This window comes from Nocardia jiangxiensis NBRC 101359, from assembly GCF_000308615.1.
Taxonomy (GTDB): Bacteria; Actinomycetota; Actinomycetes; order Mycobacteriales; family Mycobacteriaceae; genus Nocardia; species Nocardia jiangxiensis.
In genome coordinates this window covers 16,793-35,858 of record NZ_BAGB01000076.1, presented here as the reverse complement: position 1 = coordinate 35,858, position 19,066 = coordinate 16,793, and the positions used below count along the sequence as shown (strand labels likewise).

The 19,066-nt window shown below is 60.3% G+C and carries 26 protein-coding genes; 25 read left to right on the top strand and 1 reads right to left on the bottom strand.

Annotated features, from left to right (window positions below; translation table 11 throughout):
* Positions 1-17: 17 nt before the first annotated feature.
* The 25 genes from ON40_RS48475 to ON40_RS32275 all read left to right on the top strand — a co-directional run bounded on the left by ON40_RS48475 (position 18) and on the right by ON40_RS32275 (position 17,622).
* Positions 18-2,435, top strand: a complete 2,418-nt coding sequence (locus ON40_RS48475; protein WP_083896088.1) for a bifunctional DNA primase/polymerase — start codon at positions 18-20, stop codon at positions 2,433-2,435.
* Between the two features lie 112 nt (positions 2,436-2,547).
* Entirely contained in the window at positions 2,548-2,766 is a 219-nt protein-coding gene (locus ON40_RS32385; protein ID WP_040828905.1) for a hypothetical protein, read from the top strand.
* 62 nt (positions 2,767-2,828) lie between these two features.
* Complete coding sequence (locus ON40_RS52275) at positions 2,829-3,857, top strand: hypothetical protein (RefSeq protein WP_169541933.1); 1,029 nt, start codon at positions 2,829-2,831, stop codon at positions 3,855-3,857.
* 17 nt (positions 3,858-3,874) lie between these two features.
* Positions 3,875-4,198, top strand: coding sequence for a hypothetical protein (locus ON40_RS53400; RefSeq protein WP_040828903.1), 324 nt, complete (start codon positions 3,875-3,877; stop codon positions 4,196-4,198).
* 19 nt (positions 4,199-4,217) lie between these two features.
* Positions 4,218-4,661: an endonuclease domain-containing protein gene (locus ON40_RS50285; protein ID WP_040828902.1), complete on the top strand. Its 444-nt coding sequence runs from the start codon at positions 4,218-4,220 to the stop codon at positions 4,659-4,661.
* 11 nt (positions 4,662-4,672) lie between these two features.
* A complete protein-coding gene (locus ON40_RS32365; protein WP_169541932.1) occupies positions 4,673-4,918 on the top strand; it encodes a hypothetical protein in 246 nt (81 codons plus the stop codon).
* On the top strand, positions 4,915-5,073 hold the full coding sequence (locus tag ON40_RS52270; protein ID WP_157186508.1) for a hypothetical protein: 159 nt from the start codon (positions 4,915-4,917) through the stop codon (positions 5,071-5,073). Before ON40_RS32365 ends, ON40_RS52270 begins: the two co-directional genes overlap by 4 nt.
* Positions 5,070-5,429, top strand: a complete 360-nt coding sequence (locus tag ON40_RS32360; protein ID WP_040828900.1) for a hypothetical protein — start codon at positions 5,070-5,072, stop codon at positions 5,427-5,429. Before ON40_RS52270 ends, ON40_RS32360 begins: the two co-directional genes overlap by 4 nt.
* A complete protein-coding gene (locus ON40_RS52265; RefSeq protein WP_157186507.1) occupies positions 5,426-5,596 on the top strand; it encodes a hypothetical protein in 171 nt (56 codons plus the stop codon). The genes ON40_RS32360 and ON40_RS52265 overlap by 4 nt, the downstream gene beginning before the upstream one ends.
* Positions 5,593-5,988 carry a DUF7427 family protein gene (locus ON40_RS32355; RefSeq protein ID WP_040828899.1) on the top strand — a complete coding sequence of 132 codons (396 nt, stop codon included), beginning with the start codon at positions 5,593-5,595 and terminating at the stop codon, positions 5,986-5,988. The genes ON40_RS52265 and ON40_RS32355 overlap by 4 nt, the downstream gene beginning before the upstream one ends.
* Positions 5,989-6,489: 501 nt before the next feature.
* Positions 6,490-6,846: a hypothetical protein gene (locus tag ON40_RS32350; RefSeq protein WP_157186506.1), complete on the top strand. Its 357-nt coding sequence runs from the start codon at positions 6,490-6,492 to the stop codon at positions 6,844-6,846.
* Positions 6,839-7,177, top strand: coding sequence for a hypothetical protein (locus tag ON40_RS32345; RefSeq protein ID WP_040828896.1), 339 nt, complete (start codon positions 6,839-6,841; stop codon positions 7,175-7,177). Before ON40_RS32350 ends, ON40_RS32345 begins: the two co-directional genes overlap by 8 nt.
* Positions 7,170-7,721, top strand: coding sequence for a hypothetical protein (locus ON40_RS32340; protein WP_040828895.1), 552 nt, complete (start codon positions 7,170-7,172; stop codon positions 7,719-7,721). The genes ON40_RS32345 and ON40_RS32340 overlap by 8 nt, the downstream gene beginning before the upstream one ends.
* A gap of 150 nt (positions 7,722-7,871) precedes the next feature.
* Positions 7,872-8,120, top strand: a complete 249-nt coding sequence (locus tag ON40_RS53395; protein WP_040828894.1) for a hypothetical protein — start codon at positions 7,872-7,874, stop codon at positions 8,118-8,120.
* Positions 8,121-8,375, top strand: a complete 255-nt coding sequence (locus ON40_RS53390) for a hypothetical protein (RefSeq protein WP_040828893.1) — start codon at positions 8,121-8,123, stop codon at positions 8,373-8,375.
* Positions 8,372-10,006, top strand: coding sequence for an FAD-dependent thymidylate synthase (locus tag ON40_RS49335; protein WP_040828891.1), 1,635 nt, complete (start codon positions 8,372-8,374; stop codon positions 10,004-10,006). Before ON40_RS53390 ends, ON40_RS49335 begins: the two co-directional genes overlap by 4 nt.
* Complete coding sequence (locus ON40_RS32320) at positions 10,003-10,389, top strand: WDGH domain-containing protein (RefSeq protein WP_051193851.1); 387 nt, start codon at positions 10,003-10,005, stop codon at positions 10,387-10,389. Before ON40_RS49335 ends, ON40_RS32320 begins: the two co-directional genes overlap by 4 nt.
* A gap of 1,991 nt (positions 10,390-12,380) precedes the next feature.
* Positions 12,381-12,506, top strand: a complete 126-nt coding sequence (locus ON40_RS55535; protein WP_281033084.1) for a hypothetical protein — start codon at positions 12,381-12,383, stop codon at positions 12,504-12,506.
* A gap of 52 nt (positions 12,507-12,558) precedes the next feature.
* Complete coding sequence (locus ON40_RS32305) at positions 12,559-13,044, top strand: hypothetical protein (RefSeq protein ID WP_157186503.1); 486 nt, start codon at positions 12,559-12,561, stop codon at positions 13,042-13,044.
* Between the two features lie 2 nt (positions 13,045-13,046).
* The gene (locus ON40_RS32300) at positions 13,047-13,553 is read left to right on the top strand and encodes a hypothetical protein (RefSeq protein ID WP_040828887.1); all 507 of its coding nucleotides are present in this window, start codon (positions 13,047-13,049) and stop codon (positions 13,551-13,553) included.
* Positions 13,543-13,785, top strand: coding sequence for a hypothetical protein (locus ON40_RS32295; protein WP_169541931.1), 243 nt, complete (start codon positions 13,543-13,545; stop codon positions 13,783-13,785). Before ON40_RS32300 ends, ON40_RS32295 begins: the two co-directional genes overlap by 11 nt.
* A gap of 13 nt (positions 13,786-13,798) precedes the next feature.
* Complete coding sequence (locus ON40_RS32290; RefSeq protein ID WP_040828885.1) at positions 13,799-15,382, top strand: TROVE domain-containing protein; 1,584 nt, start codon at positions 13,799-13,801, stop codon at positions 15,380-15,382.
* Positions 15,370-15,876, top strand: coding sequence for an NUMOD4 motif-containing HNH endonuclease (locus ON40_RS56225; protein WP_040828884.1), 507 nt, complete (start codon positions 15,370-15,372; stop codon positions 15,874-15,876). The genes ON40_RS32290 and ON40_RS56225 overlap by 13 nt, the downstream gene beginning before the upstream one ends.
* A 182-nt stretch (positions 15,877-16,058) precedes the next feature.
* Positions 16,059-16,250, top strand: a complete 192-nt coding sequence (locus ON40_RS32280) for a helix-turn-helix transcriptional regulator (protein ID WP_040828883.1) — start codon at positions 16,059-16,061, stop codon at positions 16,248-16,250.
* 13 nt (positions 16,251-16,263) lie between these two features.
* Positions 16,264-17,622, top strand: a complete 1,359-nt coding sequence (locus tag ON40_RS32275) for a tyrosine-type recombinase/integrase (RefSeq protein WP_040828882.1) — start codon at positions 16,264-16,266, stop codon at positions 17,620-17,622.
* Between the two features lie 119 nt (positions 17,623-17,741).
* Here the strand turns inward: ON40_RS32275 and ON40_RS32270 are convergent, their stop codons facing one another.
* Positions 17,742-18,911 (bottom strand): glycoside hydrolase family 3 N-terminal domain-containing protein, encoded by a 1,170-nt coding sequence (locus ON40_RS32270; protein ID WP_040828881.1) that lies wholly within the window; start codon positions 18,909-18,911, stop codon positions 17,742-17,744.
* Positions 18,912-19,066 lie beyond the last annotated feature (155 nt).

The window sequence follows — 19,066 nt, the reverse complement described above, 5'->3', positions numbered from 1 at the left end:
GAAAGAGCTGCGCGCTAATGACTAACAACGATGAACTGGGCTACGCCTCTGCCGCCGGAGCTTACTGGGCTGCGGCCTGGCGGGGCGTTTTGCCTTTGCCTCCGGAGCGTAAAGGTTTGCCGCCGAAAGGATGGAGCGGTCACGACGGTCCGTATCCCAGCTTTGCGGACATCCAGGAATGGATCGATAGCGGCTTCTACACCAAGTCCGATGGCGTCTACCAGCATTTCAACAGCAGCAACGCGAACATCGCCCTCCGGCTGCCGAACACGATCATAGGCATCGACGTCGACTTCTACGGCGCGAAGCGCGGCGATCTGACGTTGGCGCATGCGGAAAAGCTCTGGGGCCCGCTGCCGCCTACGGTGAGGTCGACGTCCAGGATCGATGGCATCTCCGGCATCAGGCTGTTCAGGGTGCCCGCTGGCGTCGAGTTGGAGACGGTCGTCAAGTTCCCGGACGTCAATGGCAGGGCGCTCGCGGATATCGAGACAATCCAGTTTTTCCACAGGTATTGCGTCTGCTGGCCTTCGGTTCACAAAGACACCAAGCGCCGGTATCGATGGCTCGACCACAACGGCAACGTCCTCGCCGACATACCCCGGCCGTCCGAGCTACCCAATCTGCCCGCGAAGTGGATCGAAGGACTGCGGCGAAAGACGTCGGCAGAGATCACCACCTCCGGCGACGCCGCTGCGGCACTGAAGTCCCTCCCGGGCGGCCTGATGTCTCCGGCGGTGCAATCGGCGCTGTCGAAGGCGTTGACCACCCTCGCATCCGGCCACGGCTCCCGGCACGACACGATCCGAGACGCGCAAGCGGCGTTGTTCCGGCTGGCTGAGCGCGGCGGCGAGACCGGCATCACCGAAGCACTGACGCAGCTCGAGAAGGCGTGGCTGTCTTCGGTAACGCGGGATGGGTCTCGGACGCCGGAGGAGGCGCGGTTGGAGTGGGATCGAATGCTGCGGGGCAACAGAATCCACGACCTGATCGCGTCGACGCCTTCGGAGCTGTCACTGACGGATCTCCTCGGCCGTAGGCAGAACGTTGGGTTGCAGCCACCGAATCGCCTACCACCGGAAAAAGAGCAGCCCAGGTCGGAGCCGGTTTCGCAGCCGCAGGGAATTTACTCTGGAAACAAATCGACGACCCAACCATTCGGAAATTCCGAACAGTTCGACGACATGTTGTTCGACGACGGCTGGGACTTCCTGGACGAACACCTCGAAAACGTCGAGATCCACACCACCTCGGTCGACGACTTCCTGATGGGTCCAGACGTTCCAACCGTTAATCCAGACTCAAGCGTTGACCGCTCCGAGTTCGACGACTTCTTGATGCTGGACGAAGCCGAGCGCGAGGGCACCACCGAATCTCTGACGTCGTGGGGTCTGGTCGACATGGCCGCCGTCCTCGCCGGAGATCTCAAGCCGGAGGAGCCCTCGATCCTGCACCGGTCGGACGGCGAGCTGGTGTTCTACCGAGGCCGGGTCAATGCATTGGTCGGGGAGTCGGAGTCGGGGAAGTCGTGGCTGGCTTTCATGGCGTGCTCCGAGGAGATGCAAGCGGGCAACAACGTCCTGATCCTGGATTTCGAAGACACGGTCGAGAATGTCGCGATGAGGTGCCTAGCAATGAGAATTCAAGGGCGCGGCACGGACAAACCGATGCTGATCGAACACCTCGGATATATTTCGCCGGACACCATGCTCGGAGAAGCCGAACGCGATGAATTCTACGGAGCGCTGGACCGGCTGCAACCCACGGTGATCGTCCTGGACGGCGTAAACGCGGCGATGACACTGCTGGGGCTCGAGCTGGAAAAAAACCGGGACTGCACACAGTTCTTCCAGCTGATATTGAAGCCTCTCGCACTGACCGGAGCTGCTGTCATCACCGTCGACCACGTCACGAAAGCCAAGGAAGGGCGAGGCAGTTACGCGATCGGCGCGCAGGCGAAACGAGCGATGACAGACGGCGCGATGATCGGAGTCTCGGTCGTGGACACGTTCGGGCGCGGGCGACTCGGAAAGATCGAAACCGTGGTGCTGAAAGACAAGCCGGGTGGGGTGCGAAGGATCGCGGAAAAGCGCGGAGAGCGGCGGGTGGATTACCTCGGCAGCCTGGTGATCGACGCGCGGGTTGAAGGAGTCGTCGACATGCGATACGTGTTCGAATCCGAGGAGCCGCAAGACCGCGAAGACCCGCTCGTCGTCAAGATGATGCAGATCAGTCAGGCGATGATCGCGGCAGACCCGGACAGGAAAGGGATGACACTGCAAAAGATTCGAGACGAAGTGCCCGGCCTCAAGGTGGATATCGAAGGTGCCCTCGTCACCCTTATGCGAATACACCACGTCGATGAGATTTCAACGTCTCGCGGTGCGCCGAAGTTCGTGCTCAGCGCTCCATACAACGGCCCTGAACTGGCCTGATCCGACCTGAATGCGAGAAACGACACCCCTGGGTAGGCTCCAATCGAAGGGGTTTACCCGAATCGACTCTCAGTGCTCGACACGTACATAAAATTCTCCAGGGGATACCTCCATGCCTAGATCTACTCTCGCGCCGCTGTCCGCCGAAGCCCGGTCGCTGCGGTCGCAACTCGCCTACCTCTCCAGCCAGCACGCCGACGATTCCGAAGAGGTTCAAACGGCGCGGCGGCGGTTCCTGCTGCAGAAATTTCTGGATGCCCTGGCACTCAACGCGCCGTACGCCGACTGGGAATACCAACTGATCATCGACACCTTGGAGGGCAGCAAATGAGCCGAGCCCGGATGTGGACCCGACTCGAGTCGACCAGCCTGCGCGATTCGAGCCTTCTAGAGGTGTCTCGATCCGATCGGCTTTTCTACATAGAATTGCTGATGTGGGCAAATGAGCAACAAACTGATGGCTTCGTCATGCGCGCGGCTCTCAAACATGCGACAGACATCTCACGCCCGGCTCAAGCGGCGCAGCGTCTCGTCAAGTCAGGAGCACTGGAGGAAGTCGACGAAGGGTGGATAATTGTTCGCTTCTTTGACGACCAACTGTCATCAGAAGAGGTAACGAAACGGTCCGAAATGTCACGCGCCACCACCGAACGGAATCGACGCCACAAGGCCGGTGACCATACGAAATGCGACCCGAAGCGATGCCGAGCGCTGCTAGCTGTGACCAGTCACGACACCCCCCCTGTGACGAAACACTATACTAAACTAAACGTCACTTCACTAAACGATACTAAACTCGACGAGACTTCACGAGACGAAACGACCGTAAGGGAAGTGAATGTCGATGTGAAGTTCGAGGAGAGTAGAAGCGAAGAAGGAACGCCTCCGACCGACCAACCGCACTTGGCCTTCGGCCACCATCCGGACGACTCCGCGCCTGGCGGCGCTCTGTCGCCGGAGGACGTGCTCTGGTCGGCTCCGGCGGATGTGTTGGCTGGAGTCGATGCCGAAGGCCCCGTAGTGCCCGCTATTTCGCGATCTGACGACGATTCAGGCGCTGAGGGTACTCCCGATAGGGCCGCACTCGTTTTCGCGTTCTCCCGGGCCAATGAAGAAGTGATCGTCAAACAAACCAGGACCGGGGTCGAGCTGCGGTTGTCGAAGCAGGCGTGGGACCTCCGAAACCGACTCGAACCGGCGGATCGTCCGTTGTGGATCAGCGCAGCACGAGAGTTCGCTTATCAGATCGCGCTCGACGCCAAGCTCTACAACAGCGCGAAGATCAACGCCCCGGAGGACGGCGAATGGCCGGTGACGATCGACGGCGCTGCTGTAGTCGCGTGGGTCGAGAAGCGTAGACCTCGCGTACTCCAGCACTGCATGGATATCGCGGAGACTTGGTGGCGAAGCGAAAACCGGTAGTCCGGTACCACCCGCTGATGGCGCAGGGGAGAGCGCAACTCGGTCACTGCGATAAATGCAAACGGCAGATCCTCACTGCGAGGTACGACGCATTGACCCGGCATTGGGATCCGCAGCCGCTGAGTCAGCTCGGGGAATTGGAAGCGCTGTTCTGCGGTTTGAAAACATGGTGGCTGTTCGGATCCACGACGTATAAGCGCCACGCCGACGCGATCACCACAAGCCCGAAAGGCACCGGCGGAATCATCGTCCGAGACCATGACTGCGCCAGACCTCAGCCGCAAGGGGCGTCGGTGAATTTCGGATATTCGAACTACGACGGGGACGACCCGGGTTTCTAACGAAAGTCTACAACTGAATATGGATGACCCTAAATGCCCGGTGTGCCTAGCCGAGCGCGGATCGTGCTTCCGGCAAACAAATTATCCGGACAATTACTGTCGAGAGCATCACCTCGCGAGAGAGCGGGCAAGGAAAGAAAAGCGACACCGATCCACGGTAGAGAAGAAGTACGGGCTGCCGGTCGGCGGTTACGACGCGATCAAAGAATTCCAAGACGGGAAGTGCTACATCTGCCGCAGAGCAACCGGCGCTAAGAAGAATCTCGCGACAGACCACGCGCATTCCTGCTGCGATCGGCAAGGCAGCTGCGGCAAATGCGTCCGTTCCCTGCTTTGTTCGCCGTGCAACCGAGGCGTCCTGGGGCATCTGCGAGACGACGCGGATTCCCTCAGGCGGGCGATCGACGTTATCGAAAACTGGCCCGCGCAGAAAATACTCGACGAACTGAGAAACCAGCAATGAACGGAGAAATCATGAACCTGCTGTGGTCGGCGTATTACGCAGGCTACGTAGACGGCGAGATCCGAGGCGATGACATCTACGGCACACCGTTATGGGATGTCGAAGACGAGTTCGCCAACTGGCTGCGCGGTAAACACTTCGCTGGCATCGACGTCACCTCGGTCCCGCCCGGAGCGCTCGAACGAATGGCGAATTCCAACGCCCGGCCGAGTCCTGAACTGCAAGCTGTGATCGATCGATTGAAGGCGCAGCAATGAACGAGGATCTGTTGTGGCTGGCTTATTACGCCGGGTGGAGCGAAGCGGAGTCCTGGATGTGCACGGTCGGGCACGAAGCGGCTCGTTCGATCATCGACGACGAATTCGCGGCATGGTTGAAGAGATCCACCACTGGCACCTGGGGCGAGGAATGAAACCCACCGAGGAATTCTGGGACGGCATCTGGGATTTGTGCGAGAAGTACGACATCCCGGTCACCAACTCGCCGGAAGTCACGCGCAAACATCCAGGCATCGCGCATATCGCCGACTTCGGCAAGGACGTGCTGGCGCTGCTCGAGGCGCTGGGGATGAAGGCCGAGTGGGGGATCCGGTTCGAAGCCGACGACCTGTCTCCTTTGATGAACAACGGATCCGGGGTGTCGACACACACGAAAGCCGTAGGCACCGAATGGCAGGCCCGGCAGTGCGTCGAAACCCGCGCACCGATCAGCGCCCGCGACCGCCGAGTGGTCTCCCGAATCGTGTCCAACTGGGTGGAGGAGTCGTGAGCGTGTGGCCCGGCGTGATGTATTGCGCAGGCTACGGGGTCGCGTTCTTGATCGTTGCCATCGCTCCCGTCGCGAAACATCTGCGTATCTGGGCGTTGTGCAACGTATTCGCCGCTGTTGTCGGTGGCGTGTTGTGCATACCGGTCACGTTGGCGCTGGCGTCATGACCATTCGAGGCTGGCACGGCTGGGCGCTGATCATTGGCACCGTCGCGGCGGTCGACCTGATCGCGGCCATCCGGGACAACGACGAAACCCTGAGCAGCGCGCAGTACCGAGCCCGTCAGCGCCACCCGGTGATCGTCAGGTTCGCGATCGTGGCGACGACCTATCACCTCCTGTTCGGCGACGACGAGACGTGGAAGCGCCTGGATATCTACCAACTCCCGATCGCTGTGGTTCGCAACATCCGGGGACCAGCGACAGGCGCTCAAAAGAAGGTGCCGCCAGCCGCCCCGCCACCCCGCCGAACCCCTGCCGCCCACCCGTTCACCCATCCGCGACCCCAAACCGGGGGCTATGACGAAATGAGAGGGCAAAACGGTGCCACCCTGTCCTGACGGCTGCGGCCGGGACGTCTCCAACTGGACCAAACAATGCACGCCCACCGCTCCGTGGGATTCTCCGGGGCTGCCGCCGAGACCGATGATCGAACGCTGCGCACGTCATATCACGAAGCAGTACACGCCGACCGGGCCGGTGATCAGCAGGGTGTTGTGCTGCTACCGAGACGACGACCCCAGATACTGCCCGATCTGCCACTCCACGGTTGTCAAGTGCGACTGCGGCGAACAGCAACTGAAGGCTGCCGCGTGATGATCGTCGCCGCAGTGTTGGCGATACCGGCAGTCCTGTTATTTATTCTCGCAATCTACGTCGCCATTCGCGTACTCAACTTTATGGATGAATTGTAATGTATCGCATCGGAGATATCGTCCCGGCCGGAAATGCGTGGATCGACTACGAATGCAACGACTGCGGATCGGATATCTATATCGGCAAACCGGTGTATCAAGTCGTCGGCAGTCAGGAATTTGTATGCAAATACTGCGTGGAGCGGAATGACGATGAAGATAGTTAGTAAACAAGAATTGATGACAATGCCGGTCGGCACGCCGTTCGCGGAATATACCGGCGGATTCTGGCCGGACGGGTTCGATATTTTCGCGGGAAGCACGTGCAGCGATGTCGAAGACTTTTATTTTCGCAGCATCGCCACCGCCGAGAGCGAAGATATGTACGAGATGATCGGCCGTCACGAAGGTATGGCGGCGTACGGGGATTCCTATCCCGTCGATCTCACGATATCCCGCGAAGGGATGTACGACCCGAATACCCGCTACCTGGTGTGGGAACCCGACGACGTTCGCCGGATCGTCAATCTCCTGCTCGGAGCTACCAAGGACGACCGTGACTGAACTGAAGCCTCAGCTCAAAACTACCCGGTTCGACATCTCGTGCCTGCCGGAGAACCACCCCGAACAGCACGCCTACACGCTCCAGGTCGAATATCGCGGCAGGAACAAATGGTGTGTCCGCGACGGCTTCGGGTTCTGCTACGACCGCGACGGCAACCGGTCATACGAATCGCTGCCGACGAACCGCGAAGACGAATGGCTGGCGCAGCACCGGTTCGCGTTGATGGAAGCGCTCGTGCTGGCGAAACGTCTCGCACCGGGGATCATTCGCGGCGGGGTGACCGTCGAACAGACGATGGATTGGTACGACCCGAAAGAATGCATTGACTGACAACTACACACCCGCGCCGTACGAATTCGGTCTCGCGAAGATCTCCGGCATCACCGGCAAACTCATCTGGCTCGGTCAACTACTCGCCGGACGCCCGAGCAAATGGGAGCACGCGTTTCTGATCGTGGACGCTCCAGATGGCAGCAATACCCTCGCCGTACTGGAAGCTGAACCGGGCGGTGCTCGACTTACGCCGCTGTCCGAATACTGGGACGCGAAAAAGGGATGGACCTGCGCCTTCGCTTACCCGCCGACGACTGCCGATCAGCAAGCCGCGATCGATCGACTGGTGCCGAAGCTTGTCGGAGTCCCGTACAGCTGGCTGGACTACATCTCGTTGGCGTTGCTGCACCTTCATATCCGTCCGCAATGGGTTGTCGATCGCGTCGCGGGTAGCAAAGGAATGATCTGCAGCCAGCTCGTCGATTACGTGTACATGCAAGCGGGGGTGCATTTCTTCGACGACGGCAGGTACGAAGGCGACGTCATGCCCAGCGACCTCGATTATCTCGCGCGGCAGAACGGGTGGTTCGCGAATGAGTAGATGCCCCACCCCGGATAAGCGAAGTTTCCGCACCTACGCCAACGGTCGCCAAGCCCTCCGGCAGCAATGGAAGAACAACGGCCGAGGTGCGACCCAGGTCTATCGATGCCCGTGCGGCAAATACCACCTCTCGTCCGGAATGAAAGTTTCGTGATCCACAAACCGGCACACGTCGCGGCGGGGGAGAAGAAGTGGGGGAAGTCGTACTCCGCTCGATATGACGCCGCGACCTTCAGGTTCATCGAATTCGTCGACGGATACGGCCACACTGTCGCGGAAGATGACATGCACGACTTCATCGAATTTCACCGCGACCAAGCCAACTACTGGCGGATGTGCGTCGAAGAATTCCGGCAGACCTTCCGAGCGATTGCGCCGATCTACGCAGAATGGGATTGAATGACCAGAAATTTCACGCGAAAGCAGGTATTCGAAGCGGCCGTAGATGTCGTGCACAAAGACCTCGGTGATGAACTCGAATTCTGCCGGATCTGCGACGACGACGATTACGCGAGCGTTCACTTCGAAGACCAGATCGCTATCCACGATATGACCTACGGGATTCGCGGCTGGCTGTCGGAAATGCTGCACGACCCCGACGCCCGCGCCGACCTCGAGAACTGGATCGCCGACAACCTCGAAGGTCATGAATGACCGAAATCAAATTCACGCCGGACATCACCGTAGATCTGATCAAAACCGACTTCGACGACCGGTGGCCGGTATTGGCGGCAAGGACGTCCACCCTCGGCGCTGAGTCGACTCCGACCGAACGAACCGGCTTGATCCGCGCATTGATCCGCGAAGGTCACACCGTTCCTTTCGAGCACATGTCGATCACGGTCCGAACTACCGCGCCGATATTCGCGTGGCGGCAGATCGTCAAGCATCGAATCGGCGTCAGCCTCTGCCTCGCTGGTGACACTGTCGTCACCTTTTCGAGCGAGCAGGGGAACTTGCGTTACAGGACGTTGGCAGAGTTTCATGAATTGTGGCACAACGGAACTCAGGATACTCTTCCGTATCAGCGGAGCGGCAGTGCGTACTATATCAAGAAATCGGGAAAGTGGGCAGCGGACGCTATGCGGGCTCGGCGTAGGCATCGCATAGGCACCTTTGACACTGAAGAAGAGGCGCTGAAGGCCGCAGCCGAGTTTCGTGCCGAGAATCCAACCCGCCGCCGTCGCAAGCTGGAATCCGTCCGGAATAGTAAAGTGCGGTGTTATAACGAGGCGATGGAGAGATGGGAGTGCACTCGGGTTGTCGACGTCATTCAATCCGGAGTAAAGCCCGTCATTCGAGTCGCTACGATCTCGGGTCGAGAGGTTGTTTGCACGCGCGAACATCGCGTTTTGACAGACCATGGCTGGACTACAGCTGGAGAGCTGAAGGTTGGAGACAGCCTTATGCGTGCGGGCAAGGTGGCCGCCCATGATATGTCTCAAACGCTCAGTCCTCGTTTGCGTCAGGAAATCGGGCTATGGTCGTCCAGCAAGCGGAACCAGTTGATTAATGCTGTCGATTCGTGCCGAGTGTGCAACGGGCGATTTTCGCGTGATGAACTGGAGTTGGATCATGAAATTCCGGTCATGGATGATCTCGCCAGGGCTCTGGATATTCAAAACCTGCGCCCCGTCTGCGCCCCGTGTCATCGGATCAAAACCGATCGCGAGAATAGGCAAACGCAAGGGCGGCGGAATATCGTTTTCGGGGCCAGACCTGATGCGATTGTGAGTATCGAAGATGCCGGAGAGGAGATGACCTACGATTTGAGCGTCGAGGGGCCTTGGCATAACTTTCTGGCTAATGGGCTAGTCGTGCACAACAGCGAGGAATCAGGCCGCTACCGCGAACTCGGACCGGTGTTCTACATACCACCGAAGGATCGGCCGCTGACCCAGACCGGCAAGGCGATGGACTATTGTTTCGAGCCCGGCACCGACGAACAGCGCTTCGTGGTCGAATCGGAGTACGGCGGTATCGCGATCAAAGCGTGGAGGTCGTATCAGCGCCAGCTCTCCAGTGGCATCGCCCGAGAAGTCGCCCGAGGGGTCCTGCCGCTCAACACGATGTCGACCGGAATCCTGACGTTCAACGCGGTCAGTTTGATGCACTTCCTCGAACTCCGCACACCCGAGGCCGGTAGTCATCCGCAGTTCGAGGTCACGCAGGTCGCCTATCCGTTGGCGCAGTTCTTTTCGGTGTACGCGCCGGTCAGCTTCGCCGCGTTCGCGGACAACGGCTGGCGGCTCAAACCGTGCAGCGGATGCAGGAAGTGCGAATGACCGACATCAACGGCCAGACCAGCGACGGATTCCACACGTTCGACGAACTCTACGAATTCAGGATGCTGTACAACGCCCTGCTGTTCAATGAATGGGCGGACCGGGACAAGTACGGCGTCCACAAGTCGTGGCACCACAGCGACGGCGAGGCATGTTTCGGAGGCGGATGGTTCGTCGTAGTAGCGCAGCTCCCCGCCGGTCAGATCACCCAGCACTATCCGGCCAAGGACTGGCATAAGTTTCGAGTGCCGGAACGACTCCGCGCCGCCGAATGGGACGGGCATACGCCACGTGACGTAATCGGCAGGCTGACCGCTACTACGTACGACCCGGAGTGGGTGACCAGCGATCCGTTGTGGATGCCTAGAACCGAGGAGCGCTGATGCCGTATCCGACAAAGTGGTGCCCGAAACTCTTGACTGAGTACCTTTGCAGTCAGTTGCCGTACGTGCCAGATACCCCTACCCGCGAGGCTATCGAGCACCTGATCGGAGTCCTGCATTCGCATCGCCCGGTCGGCTCCAACGGCAAGCACGGCGACCTGCATACCCCGACGTGCGGATGCGACGACACCGCCAGCCCCCGACTATGAGAACTGGCGGTGTCGTTCGCATTTACTACCGGCCGCCGTAGCGGCGAGGTCCGGTTTCCAGCGCTGTCACCGTCAGCTCATCGGCCGCACGTATCAGTGACGACACCGCCGGATGGTCCGCCCCTACCAGGTCTGCGACTCTCTCGGTCAGTGCTCCGATGTCGTCGCGTACCTGCCGCGATTCGGCGAGACTTGGACTCATTGAAGGGCTCCTATCCTCGAGGTGCGCACCGGCTTGCCGGAACATCGACAGAACCGGACCTGTCGCTGAACGTGAACGGGTGCCCCTGCATTGTGCCCCAGACGTCTACCGCTGCGCGCCACGATCCCGCATAGCAGGTGGCGGACACTTCATAGTTGACCTGCTTCGCGGGGCGTGTACGATCCGGCTTCGTCGCGGCGGCCACTTCCCACCCCGAGCGCCCGGCAGGCTTGAACTCCAGTTTCAACACGGCGATGTGCTCCTCCGGCGGTTCGTCACACCACGCGAATCCTCGCCCGATCAGCTGCGGTCCCACCAGATGTGGGCGTGTCCACGTGAACTCGAAGTCGCAGTCTTTTGCAGCGATCGGGCTGGCGGTCGTCTCGGCACCGGCGGTGTTGATGTCGAAGGCGGTGAGGGCGATTGCAGCGATGGCGACGACGGCGAAAGATGCTGTACGCATAGAAATTTCCCCTTGATCAGGTTGGTGACCCCCGGCTCGATCGAGCCATCTTCAGTATGCGGTGCCGCCCCCGCGTTGTCAGCCGACTTGAAAACTATGTCCGACCTGCGAAAACCTACCTGAATGCGGGATTCGCGACGTCGGTATAGGCTGATGTCAGAAAGAAAAACGAAGCAAGTGCTGGTCCGAAGGTTTGGGTTACTTCTTGCATAGGGAGCACGAGATAGCAGGTTCGACTCCTGCCACCCGGCCTTCATGCTGGGTGTGGCGTAACGGATAACGCGCGTAAATAGTTCACCTTCACCGATTTGATGTCAGCACTTCTTTCACTTTGATACTGGTCCGCAGAGGCGGGTTACTTCATTGGTACTGCAGGTTCAAGTCCTGCCGGGAGTCGCTTCGGCTTCCGTATGTTACCTGCCTCGACTTCGATGTCAGTGTCTGCACATATCCCCGATCTCCAGGAGATAATTCCTATGTCTGCTGCTCTGCTGGCTGCTGGCCTTGCGGATCTGCCCACGTTGGTGACTTCGGTTGCAAGCGCTGTCGGCGCACTGGTTTCGGCGCTCATCGCCGCGTTCGTCTAACAAGCTTTTATATCCCGGTGCGAAGCCGGGCGGTTACTTCTTACTGTGAATGGAAACAACACCGCCCAGCACTCCGACCTCGGGACTACCCCCGGCCTTGCGGTCGAAAGACTCCTCCGGGGGAGCAAAACGAATACCTGGTGCGAAGCCAGGCGGTTACTTCAATTTGCTGAAATCAACACCGCCCGGCACTGCGATCTCAGGTTTAGAACATTCGGTACTGGTCCGAAGACGTGGGTTACTTCCAAAATCAATCTGTCGCGGGTTCAAATCCCGCCAGCGCTCTCGAAACAGCGTTGTAGCTCAGTTGGTAGAGCAATTGAGCCCAATTTCCTGCGTCGGCTTTGATGTCAGTGCCTGATCGTTCCAAAGCCCCCAGGTTTCGCTTATCCAGTGATTCCTGGGGGCTTTTTCATGCCCGGAACTGCCAACGAAAGCGAATCGATATGTACGGATACCACCACGGCTGCCCCAGCTGCGGAATGCGAATGCGGTATGGAACGACCTGCTGCGGAAACCCGCTCGCCGACATGATGGTGATCGAAGGAATCCTCGACGGCAACATCGAAGAGGTGATGATGGGCGAAATGATGGGCTCCGGAATCGACCCGCTCAGCGCGATGGTCATGGAAGAAGTCTTCGACAACGACTGGTGATCCGATGTACGCGGCAGTAATCATCCCGGCAGTTCTAGTCGGGGTTTGCGCGGTGGGTTTCAGCGCAGTCGGCATATCCGAAGCTCGCGAGAACGGCGTCGCTTCAGGGATTGGCTTGGTGGCCTTCTTCACGTTTGTCAGTGCCTTCTTCTGCACAATCCTCGGACTGGTAATCACCATCGTCGCCAACGTGGCCACCGATCATCAAGACGACTACGCCGCCTACGGCCTGGAAGCGATCAAAGACGGCAACACCATCACCGGCGATTTCGTTCTCGGCACCGGCATCCTGACGTCGAACGCAACCTACACCTTTTACGACAACAGCAACGGCGCTATCCATCTCGAGAAAGTCGAAGCGTCCGACATAGCACTGTACGAAGACTCGGCGAAGCCCTATGTGGTCGAGTACATCGGCTGCCATCTCAAGCCGAATTGGCTCGCTCCGTGTCTCACCGATGATCCGCGATTCGTCGAAATCCACGTCCCGCCCGGCAGCGTCAAAAATCAAATCAATCTCGACCTGAACGGTAACTGATTGTGACTCGCAACTGGCCCGAACTCATCTACATCATGCAGTACATCCTCGATCACCCTAAAGAGTGGGATCAGACGGTGTACTCCAACACATGCGGCACCGCGTACTGCTTCGCAGGTCACACCGCAATCCACATTGGCGGCCGTCAGATCAGGCGTCGCGAGTTCAGCGCAACTGATTGGCTGTTCAGGGAGGACGACGACTACACCGACCTTGTCATCCCTCCCGCCGACATCGCCGAACGGCTCGTGCAGAGGTTCGAAGGCCGTTTCGCCCCTAACTCCTGCATCGCGGATGGAACCACGGTATGGGAGATGGATTGCGTCGCCGAAGCCGCCCTCGGCCTTACCAGCGATGAAGCGGACGAACTATTCGACTCCGACAACACCATCCCGCAGCTGATCTGGTACCTGCGGAAGTGGGCTGAAGAGGATGGCGTCGCACTCCCCGATTCGTGGCCGGAGCCGAATGAGCCGGGGTCTTGCTGCGACTGCTGCGATGACTACTGACATGCGGTACGCGGTACAGCAAATCCATTCCTGCGACTTATGCGGCTATGACGATGAGCTGCTCGGCATTTTCGACACCGCCGACGAAGCTCGCGCAGCCGCCCAGGCCGAGGAATCCAAGCCGATCGAATGGGACTTGGGCGACAAGGATCCCACGCCGGGCGATGAAGACTTCGGTTACCCGGATCGCGACTCGCTCTACACCTATTACATCTACGCCCGCGAAGACTAGAAGGCGCATTCAGATGAGCAAATTCAACACCACCGCCACTCGCCCCGCCAACACCGCCACCGGCCCGATCGGCACGAAAAAGAACAAGACGGTCGACACCCACGAAGGCGCTGCGGGATTCAAGCGCGACAAGCGGTCCGAGCTGTTTCTCCTCGCGGTCAGCAATTTTGTTGGCGAAAACACCTTCTACGAATCCGCCGACGCCCGCGACAACCGCTACCAGAAGCTGATTCGCGAGATGGCCGTCAAGGATCCGGAGTGGACCGCCGACATGCTGGCGTGGCTGCGCGGCCCTGAGGCGAATATGCGCAGCGCGTCGCTCGTCGGAGCAGCGGAGTACGTTAAGGCGCGGCTGGACAAGGGACTGCACGGCGACAACCGCAAGGTCATCAACTCCGTCCTCCAGCGCGCCGATGAGCCCGGGGAAATGCTGGCTTATTGGACGAGCAACTACGGTCGTCGGATTCCCCAGCCGGTCAAGCGCGGTGTCGCCGATGCGGTCGTGCGGTTGTACAACGAGCGGAGTCTGCTGAAGTACGACACCTCGAGCAAGGGCTTCCGGTTCGGTGATGTGATCGACCTGACCCACCCGTCCGCCGACGACGGCAAAGCCTGGCAGGGCGACCTGTTCGAATACGCGCTGGATCGTCGCCACAACCGCGACAAGCCGATCCCCGAGTCACTGAAGACCATTCAGAACAACGAGGCGTTCAAGCACTCCCCGGCGAAGATCATCGACTATCTCGCCGACAACGGCACTCTCGCGGAAGTCCTCGGTGAGTCCGGAATGACCTGGGAGCAGTTGTCGGGTTTCGGTCCGATGACCGCTGCGAGGTGGGAAGCGATGATTCCGACAATGGGCATCATGGCCCAGATCCGCAACCTTCGGAATTTCGATGAAGCCGGAGTGTCGGACCAAGCCGCGCAGCTGGTGATCGACAACCTCACCGACCCGATTGTGATCGAGAAGTCTCGCCAGTTCCCGTTCCGATTCCTGAGCGCTTATGAGCACGCGCCGTCGCTGCGGTGGGGTCACGCGCTGGACAAGGCTCTCGGGCATTCGCTGCGGAACATTCCGGAGCTGCCGGGCAAGACGTTGATTCTCGTCGACACCTCCGGCTCGATGCAGTCCAGCTACAACGCTCGCTCGACAATGGCTCCGGTCAAGGCCGCTGCGGTATTCGGCGTCGCTCTCGGCGTCAAGAACGGTGCCAACGCCGACATCTACGGTTTCGCATCCGGCGAGTTCCACCACTCGGTCAAGAGGGGCGCGTCGACGCTCACCGAGATCAACCGGTTTATCAACCGCGTCGGCGAAAAGGGGCACGGCACGGATATCGCGGGCGCAGTAGCGCGGCAGTATCGAGGCCATGATCGAGTCTGCATCTTGTCCGACATGCAGTCCTGCACTGGCAATATCACTGCCCCGGTACCGGCCCATGTCCCGGTTTACGGGTTCAATCTTCAGGGCTATGCTCCGGCGGCTATGCGGCTTGGTCCGAATCGGCATGAGTTCGGGAGCCTAACGGACGCCACATTCAAGCTCATCCCTCAGCTGGAAGCCGCCGAGTCGGGCAACTGGCCTTGGGTGAAGTAGCCGAAACGAAAGAGCGTTGGAGATCCGTCCCAGGCGCTAATGGCACCTACGCCGTCAGCAGCCTGGGACGGGTTTGCTCGCTCCGGCGCAGACGCGTCCATGTTATGAGTGCCAATACTGTGAAGTCGGGGTATCGACGATTGAGCTTGGTCGTTAATGGCCGAAGTAGGTCGTACATGGTGCACCGACTCGTTTTGCTCGCGTTCGTTGGTCCGCCGCCGCCGGGCACTGAATGCTGTCATTTCGACGGGAATCCCGCAAATAATCGTCTTGATAATCTGCGATGGGGTACTCGAAGTGAGAATATGCGCGATCGAGTCAGGCACGGCAACCATTACGCCCATGGGTCTACCAAGACTCATTGCCCGCTGGGGCATCCATATAGCGGAGAAAATTTGCGTGTCGATGTAAGAGGAAAGCGCGTCTGTCGTGAGTGCAGTAATCGCATCGCCCGCGAGTCGCACCGCAGAATGCGCGCCAAAGCCCGCGCGTAGCCCACGAGAAAGCCCTGGAGTCTTCACCGATTTCAGGGCTTTCTCGTGGGCAAACTCGGTTATCGCCACCCACCCCTCCGCGCACCCCCGGCACCGCCTCCAGACCTGCACGTATAAGTCAGTTATCACCCTGCGAACCGGCCGACCATTGCCAGTTATCAGCCATTCCCGGAGAGTCTGAGATGTCCACGAACGAACCGGCGTACCTCACTCGAGAGCAGGTCGCCGAACACCTCCAGCTAACCGCCAAGACCCTCGCCAACTGGGCGTCCAGAGGCGTCGGCCCGAACTACATCCGGCTCGGAGGTGGACGAGTTCGCTACCCGCGCAAGGACTTCGAAGCGTGGGAGCAAAGCCAACTCGGCGACGACTGAAGGAGACAACGCAATGCCGCAGGAGAAGATGGCCCCCGGCGCTGAACCGAAGCAGAAGCTGGTCCCGATCAAGGGTGACGACGACCTCTGGCATCTCGGTCCGATCCGTCATCGAGCCTGGTCCGGGTCCTATCACCGTTCGTCGGGCAAGGGGAAGACTCGCAAGGAATGCCTTGACGACTTCTGGCGGCGCTTCGAGGTCAACCGCAACAAGGGGGCTCGCGTCGAGCTGATCGCCGAAATGTCCTCGCCCGCCACGGTCCTGACCTTGGATTCGATGATGAGCGACGCATTCGACGAGTTCAGGAAGTTTTCGCAGCAGCGGTTCGAGAACGGAGAACTGGCCCGGCGCACCCTCAACGGGTACATCTCCGCGATCTATCCAGGCGATCCGGACCGCAAGACCAGCCGCCCGGACGCGATCCGGATGGGCGTCGAGATGGGGCGGCTCAGCATCCGCGAAGTGGCTCAGGTGACGTTCATCGTCGGATACTTCCGCAGCGTCGGCAAGGCGTACCCCGGCGTGGCTGAGATGCAGTTCAAGGTGCTCTCGGCGGTGTTCACGTGGATGACCGACGAGCTGCACCTGTTCGATATCTCGCCGATGAAGTTGATCAAAAAACCGAAGTACACCATCGTCAAGGCTCAGCGCGCCCTCAAGCCCGCCGAACGTGCCGCACTGAAGGATGCCCTCGGAACGCAGTTCTCCGGTGACCGCAGGGCCGCGCAATGGCCGTACTACGTCGTGATGCTCATCCTCGCGACCGGCGCGCGTCCCGGCGAGATCCTGGCGCTGAGGTGGTGCGACATCCTCGACATCGACGGCGACTACACGATCGTGCACATCTGCGGCCACACCGAGCGCATCACTGGCCAGGGGAAGGTCCGCACCGAAGGTCGCAAAGCTGGTCAGCCGTACTACATCACCCTTCCGGCGTGGAGTGCCCGGATCCTGCGGGAGTGGCGCGACAAGACCTACACCCGGGGCAACGACGAGGCGCTGTGCTTCACGGTGAAGTTCCGGAAACAACCGCAGCCGATCACTACAGAGTCCGTGGACTTCATCATGGAGCGCCGCCTGAAGGGGACCTCGGTGGCCTGGGCACGGCCCGGGAATCTCCGCGACACGGTCGCCACCGAGGTTGCCGGTCGTACCGGAGATCCCAGCGCCGCCAGTACCCAGCTCGGGCACACCGCAGCCTCCTCGGTGGCCGTTCGCCACTACATCGACGCCGAGGGCTTCTACCTGTTCGTCGTCGACTACTCGGAGCAGCTGGAGTACCTGGATCCTGAAAGTGACATCAAAGTGACAATACGAGCCTCTGGACGGTTCGTAGAAGGCCCCCGACCTCGTGTTTTGCAGCGAATCTAGTCTTACTCCTAGGTAAGTTATGCGAACCGCGCATTGCCGGGAAGTCGCCCGCGAGCGGCCAGGAGTGTGCAGCTCAGAGCCTCGGCGACACGAACGCTGTCGCATTCGGGCCAGTGTGATCAGCAGTGCGGGGTGATGCCCTTGAACTTGACCATCCGCAGCACCGACGCATTCACCTGAGCCAGCGGCAGACGACCCGAGCTGACCTCCTGCTCGAGCTTGTCGAGCACCTGAGGAACCGCCGAACTGGACGTCCACAGCGCGTTGTCGGCCCCGGCCTCGAGCGCCGCGGCCACCGCGTCCTCGATATTCATCCGGTTGGTGATCGCGGCCATCCCGCCCAGGTCGTCGGTGAAGATCGGACCGTCGAAGGGTTTCGCGTCGTAACCGCTGCCGTTCCGCAGCAGGGCCATCGCCTGCGGGCTGATACTGGCCGGCACATTCGGCGTGGTCAGCCCGGGAACGTCCAGGTGGCCGACCATGACCGCCGCACCCGAACCGATCAGATTGCGGAACGGAACCAGATCGTTGTTCTGCAACTGGGCCAGCGGCGGAGTGTGCACCGCGCCGGTGTGCGAATCGCCCGAACCGTGGCCGTGGCCCGGGAAATGCTTCATGACCGCGCCGAGCCCCGCATCGTGCATGGCCCGGATGAACGCACCCGCGAAGGAGGTCACCACATTCGGATCGCTCGAGAACGACCGGTCCCCGATGACCGAATCGGCCGCCTCGTCGCTGACGTCGGCGTCCGGCGCCAGGTCCACGGTGATGCCCAGATCCTTCATCGCCTTACCGCGCGTCAGGCTCTGCGAATAGAAATCGTCCGCGGACATGGTCTGAGCGATGGTCCGGGCCGGAGGGACCGCGCCGATCAGGTTCTTCAGCCGGGAGACCCGGCCGCCCTCCTCATCGATGGTCACCATCAGCGGCACCGTCGCCGCGCCCTTGACCTGATCGATCTGATGATCGGCCAGCAGCGCCTGATCGGTCCAGCTGCCGATGAAGATCCCGCCGACCTGACTCGTGCGCACCACGTTCTCCGCGTCCGCCGTCCCGGTCACCCCGACGGTCAGCAGCTGCGCGAGCTTCTGCCGCGTGGTGAACTGCGCCAGATAACCGGCATCGCAGTCCGCCTGAGACTTGGTGGTGGTCGTGGCGGTCGTGGGGGCCGGTTTGGTACCGGGGGCAGCGGTCGTGGAACTCGACGGCGCCGAAGTCGGCGAACCGCTCGAACACGCGGTCAAACCGACAGCCATGACAGCAAGCACGATCCCGCGAACGTTGCGCATGTAGTCCGACGCTAGCCGGTGCCGTACTCATCGGCCACAACGGGCACGTCGAATGTCACCGACACGCCGTCCTGCCGGTTTGCTGCAGCGAGCGGTACCGGATGCCGCAGCCGCGCATCCGGATGGCACCGCCGAGCCCGAACATCGCCCGGTGG

Coding starts and splice junctions, on each gene's coding strand:
- ON40_RS48475 (WP_083896088.1), top strand. CDS start 18: ATGACTAACAACGATGAACTGGGCTACGCCTCTGCCGCCGGAGCTTAC.
- ON40_RS32385 (WP_040828905.1), top strand. CDS start 2,548: ATGCCTAGATCTACTCTCGCGCCGCTGTCCGCCGAAGCCCGGTCGCTG.
- ON40_RS53400 (WP_040828903.1), top strand. CDS start 3,875: ATGGCGCAGGGGAGAGCGCAACTCGGTCACTGCGATAAATGCAAACGG.
- ON40_RS50285 (WP_040828902.1), top strand. CDS start 4,218: ATGGATGACCCTAAATGCCCGGTGTGCCTAGCCGAGCGCGGATCGTGC.
- ON40_RS32365 (WP_169541932.1), top strand. CDS start 4,673: ATGAACCTGCTGTGGTCGGCGTATTACGCAGGCTACGTAGACGGCGAG.
- ON40_RS52270 (WP_157186508.1), top strand. CDS start 4,915: ATGAACGAGGATCTGTTGTGGCTGGCTTATTACGCCGGGTGGAGCGAA.
- ON40_RS32360 (WP_040828900.1), top strand. CDS start 5,070: ATGAAACCCACCGAGGAATTCTGGGACGGCATCTGGGATTTGTGCGAG.
- ON40_RS32355 (WP_040828899.1), top strand. CDS start 5,593: ATGACCATTCGAGGCTGGCACGGCTGGGCGCTGATCATTGGCACCGTC.
- ON40_RS32350 (WP_157186506.1), top strand. CDS start 6,490: ATGACGATGAAGATAGTTAGTAAACAAGAATTGATGACAATGCCGGTC.
- ON40_RS53390 (WP_040828893.1), top strand. CDS start 8,121: ATGACCAGAAATTTCACGCGAAAGCAGGTATTCGAAGCGGCCGTAGAT.
- ON40_RS49335 (WP_040828891.1), top strand. CDS start 8,372: ATGACCGAAATCAAATTCACGCCGGACATCACCGTAGATCTGATCAAA.
- ON40_RS32320 (WP_051193851.1), top strand. CDS start 10,003: ATGACCGACATCAACGGCCAGACCAGCGACGGATTCCACACGTTCGAC.
- ON40_RS55535 (WP_281033084.1), top strand. CDS start 12,381: ATGATGGTGATCGAAGGAATCCTCGACGGCAACATCGAAGAGGTGATG.
- ON40_RS32295 (WP_169541931.1), top strand. CDS start 13,543: ATGACTACTGACATGCGGTACGCGGTACAGCAAATCCATTCCTGCGAC.
- ON40_RS32290 (WP_040828885.1), top strand. CDS start 13,799: ATGAGCAAATTCAACACCACCGCCACTCGCCCCGCCAACACCGCCACC.
- ON40_RS32280 (WP_040828883.1), top strand. CDS start 16,059: ATGTCCACGAACGAACCGGCGTACCTCACTCGAGAGCAGGTCGCCGAA.
- ON40_RS32275 (WP_040828882.1), top strand. CDS start 16,264: ATGCCGCAGGAGAAGATGGCCCCCGGCGCTGAACCGAAGCAGAAGCTG.
- ON40_RS32270 (WP_040828881.1), bottom strand. CDS start 18,911: ATGCGCAACGTTCGCGGGATCGTGCTTGCTGTCATGGCTGTCGGTTTG.